Annotated in this window: 3 protein-coding genes and 1 pseudogene; all 4 read left to right on the top strand. The window is 60.8% G+C overall.

Annotation, left to right across the window (positions count from 1 at the left end; all coding sequences use genetic code 11):
* Positions 1-140 precede the first annotated feature (140 nt).
* A pseudogene (locus RMP06_RS00230) lies at positions 141-722 on the top strand (restriction endonuclease); the annotation flags it as partial.
* A gap of 82 nt (positions 723-804) precedes the next feature.
* Entirely contained in the window at positions 805-1,440 is a 636-nt protein-coding gene (locus RMP06_RS00225) for a hypothetical protein (protein ID WP_310459763.1), read from the top strand.
* Between the two features lie 394 nt (positions 1,441-1,834).
* Positions 1,835-3,289, top strand: coding sequence for a tyrosine-type recombinase/integrase (locus RMP06_RS00220; protein ID WP_310459762.1), 1,455 nt, complete (start codon positions 1,835-1,837; stop codon positions 3,287-3,289).
* A gap of 705 nt (positions 3,290-3,994) precedes the next feature.
* A complete protein-coding gene (locus tag RMP06_RS00215) occupies positions 3,995-4,198 on the top strand; it encodes a helix-turn-helix transcriptional regulator (RefSeq protein ID WP_310459761.1) in 204 nt (67 codons plus the stop codon).
* Positions 4,199-4,413: the final 215 nt, after the last annotated feature.

Below are 4,413 nucleotides of genomic sequence, written 5' to 3'. Positions count from 1 at the left end.
CGACCCCCTGGCTCTCAGCGCCTTCGTGTAGGGCGACCAGTTCTTCGTCGTGTACTTCTTCTTCGCCGGCTTGCTCATCCCGTCAGCCTACCTCACCGCTCGACCACCGGCCGGCTGGGTGGGTTGTGCAACAAAGCCCCGGGAAACTGGAGATCCCGAGCCTGTTCCATTCGGACGGACTGCGGCGGCGCATCCTGATCGCCCTGAACATCGACCTGGTGGTTCAGCACCTGGTCAAGTACGTGGAACAGCAGAACGTCGCCAGCATTGAACCGGTATTCGACCCCGAGCAGCCGATCGGATCGACCCGGAACATGCGCACCTGGTACACGACCAAGGGCAACCAGCCGGCGCAGAAATCCCAGATCAGCCACGTGGTCGGCGACAGCACCTGGGAAATCTACGCGGCCACCTTGTTCGACAAAAGCGACCTGGTCACCGCCTACGCCAAGAACGACCACCTGGGTTATCAGGTGCATTACCTGTGGGGCGGATCAAAACGCCGCTACCTGCCCGACTTCATCATCCGCCTGGCCAATGGCAAGACGCTGGTGCTGGAAATCAAGGGCGAGGATTCCCCGCAGAACGTCGCCAAGCGGGACGCGCTGAAGCTGTGGGTCGATGCCGTCAACGCCAAGGGGGGTTTCGGCTCCTGGTGCTGGGATGTGGCGTTCCAGCCGGCCGAGATTCAGGACATCCTGCACCGTCACAGCGAGGGCTGAACGCGGCGCAAGGTTTCCAGATGGTTCGCATAACTGGTGTAATTTGCCTATTGATTTCGGCAAAACTTCGGAGGTGCGAACCATGGGCGGATTCGGAAGCGGGCGGTATGGCAGCCGCGGCAAGGACTGCACGGACGACATGCGGGCGCTGGACGTGCGCAGGTTGCAGCGGGACGGACTGCTGAAGCCGGGTTCAGTGTTTCGGTGGCAGTGGTCACGCAACGGCGATGTGATGGCGTCGATCAACATCCACGTGCGGGCCGACACGGTGACGCTGGACTATCGCCAGCGTTCGCGCGGTGGCGAATGGCAGGACGTGACCTATCCGGTTCGCCTGGACTGGACGCCCTGCCACTTCGGCGGTGATCGTGCCTGGTGGCGATGCCCGGCGGTCGGCTGTGGCCGGCGGGTGGCGCTGCTGCACGGTGGATCAGTCTTCGCTTGTCGTCGATGCCACGACCTGGCCTATCGATGCCAGCGCGAATCCAATGCCAGCCGATCCACGCGCAGGGCGGACAAATTGCGCGAGCGCCTGCAGTGGGAACCGGGCATCCTGAACGGCGATGGCGGCAAGCCCAAGGGGATTCACTGGAAGACGTACTTCCGGCTGTACGCCGAACACAACAAAGCCGCGGAAGCGATGCTGATGGAGTACGAAGTCCTGACAGGTCGGCTACAGGGACGCCTGGAGGCGATCGACGCGAAGGGCTGGCGGTGAGCAGTCCGACACCACGTGCGTTCTAGACCGCCGACAGGCGGTCACTGATCGCCATCGCAGAAGTTGCCTAGCGGTGGACGAATTGCCAGCGAATTGCCAGAAATCAGCGATCGGATCCCAGAAAGGCCAATGGGCTAGCTCCTTGTGAGAGCTAACCCATTGAATTCATTGGTCGGGACGGTGGGATTCGAACTCACTACCCCTTGCACCCCATGCAAATCACCCGGCATTCATGGCTGTTTCCAGATGGCCGCCGATGTCTGCAACTACCCATGTAAATCAACAACTTAGCAGACATCATTGTTCACGCTTGTTCGCGGACGTACACTGACAGCCAACCAATTGAAGGCACCAAGTAGGCACGACAAGCGCCGAACAGGCACGGAAGGCACAGATGAAGATCACGGACAAAGCGATGCAGGGGACGCCGACTCAGGCCGATCAATGGCTGGTCGAGTCATTCGGGCGAGGACATGGCGCGCTGATTGGGCGGATCACGCCAGCCGGATCACGGGCTTTCTACTTCCGCTATGCCGGCACCAAGGGGCAAGTCCGGCTTCCGATTGGCCCGTTCGGTGCCAAGGGAGACGGCAACACCGCCTTCACCGTCGCTCAGGCTCGATCCCTGGCGATGGGCTGGGCTGCCCTCTACCGTGGCGGCATCAAGGATCTGCGCGAGCACCTGGAACAACAGCAGGCCATCCGCCAACAGCAACAGGCCACCGAGCTGCGAGAGCAGGAACAGGACCGGCAAGCCGCAGAGCTTGAGCAGAAACGCCGCGTCACCATCCGCCACCTGTTCGACCGGTGGCGCGACCTGGAGCTGAAGAGCCGCACCCTGCCCAATGGCGAGCGCACGGGACGCAAGGATTCCGGCGCGCTTGCCCTGGCGCAGTTTGAACGGCACGTCTTCGCCCACATCGGCGACATGACCGCCAAGGACGTGACCCGCGCCGACATCCTGCGCGTGATCGACGCTCAATTGACCGAGGGCAAGCAACGCACGGCACAGATGCTCTTTGCTGACATGAAGCAGATGTTCGGCTTCGGTCTGGACCGTGAGCTGATCGCGGTCGATCCGATGGCAACGCTGAAGAAATCCCGCATCGTCGGCACTGGCACCGAGCGGGACCGCATCCTGTCGGCGGATGAGGTGCGCAAGCTGTCCGACGCCCTGCCCCGCGCCAACATGAACCCCCGCAGTGTCTGCGCCGTGTGGCTGATCCTGGCGACCGGCTGCCGGATTGGTGAACTCATGGGCGCCACATGGGCGGATGCCGAGACGGACCATACCGTGCTGCAAGCCGTGGCCGATGTAGAAGGCGTGAAGCTGGGTTTCGTCGATCTACAGGCCCGCCTGTGGCACCTGCCGGACACCAAGAGCGGACGCGACCACACCATTCACCTGTCGGCGTTTGCCGTGTGCCAGTTCGAGCGGCTGCACGATCTGCGCGAGTCCTGCGCATGGGTGTTCCCGAGCACTGCCGGGACTGGTCCGGTCTGCGTGAAGTCGTTCGCCAAGCAACTGAGCGACCGCCAGCGCACCGACGAAGAGCGGATGAGCAACCGGAGCAAATCAGTTGACGCACTGGCGCTTCCTGGTGGTCGGTGGACTCCGCACGACCTGCGCCGCACTGCTGCGTCACTCATGGCGGGATTGGGAATCAGCGGCGACGTGATTGACGAATGCCTGAACCACCAGATCGAGAGCCGGGTGAGGCGGACCTACATCCGCGACCGCCGCGAGGCCGATCAAGTCCGGGCGTTCGATGCGCTGGGTGATCGGCTGCTTGAGCTGGTGGAACAGACCGCGCCAGCGTCAAACGTCACCCGGCTGAGGGCTGCCTGATGACCCGATGCACATGGCCGGAAGTGCCCGGACTTTTTTTTCAGGGGTCCGCGCGGTCAAATCATGTTCACCAAGTACACCAAGTACACCCGAAGTACACCCAATGACGCTATTTCACGACCCAGACCGCCCCGGCCGGCTGCTTGAGCTGGTGGCGACCGTCCCCGATCTACCCAACTGGGTGTTGGTGCGACCTGTCGGCGATGACCGGCCAGAAGCGGCGTTTCGTGTGGCGCTGGGTGAGCTGATCGCGGTTCACTGAGTAGGCAAACAACGACTTACAAACTTTTACACACAATGTTTCCCCCAATGTATGCATTACGTCACACAAAGGTAATCAAGCCGGTCCCGCTTGGTACTTCTGCCATCTAGCTGGCAAATGTAGGAAAAACACGGCATATGCGCTAAAAAACAGAAGGCTTGAAATTCCAACAAGCTGCGCCAATGTAATGCATTACAAATGGTTTTTGCTTGACATTATTCCGTTGGTGTTAACGCAAATCTCTCCAATGGGTCTGTAAGGGACAAACACAGAGCTACACTAGCGCACGCCTAGGGGAAACCCGGACGTGAAAAAGCCGAGTGACTGCGCTAACAGTCCTCGGCTTCTTCGGAAAACGCACCACCAAGGCGGAACGCTCCTTACAGACAACTGGAGATTCTGCCTGATGTGGTGCTCATTGAAAACCTGTTTGAAAGCACAGTATGAGCATCAAGAACCAAGAAGTACCCACTACAGACACGCTGTTGAGTGTTGAGCAGACCCGCGCCAAGGCGGGAGGCATTGGCCGCAGCACAGTCTACAAGCTGATTCAGTCTGGGCACCTGACAGTGGTCAAGATCGGCCGCCTGACGCGCTTTCGTGCCTCAGAAGTCGAACGCCTGATTCAGTCCGGCACCACCGCCTAAGCAAGGACCACCCCATGAAGAACACCTTCAAGGTGGAGCCGCTGCATTGCCCGATGCCGACCACTACCTCCGCAGGGCTTTGTTGCACAACCCACCCAGCCGGCCGGTGGTCGAGCGGTGAGGTAGGCTGACGGGATGAGCAAGCCGGCGAAGAAGAAGTACACGACGAAGAACTGGTCGCCCTACACGAAGGCGCTGAGAGCCAGGGGGTCGCT

The organism is Sphaerotilus sp., from assembly GCF_031429695.1.
GTDB lineage: Bacteria > Pseudomonadota > Gammaproteobacteria > Burkholderiales > Burkholderiaceae_C > Sphaerotilus.
This window is presented reverse-complemented; position numbering and strand designations above follow the sequence as displayed.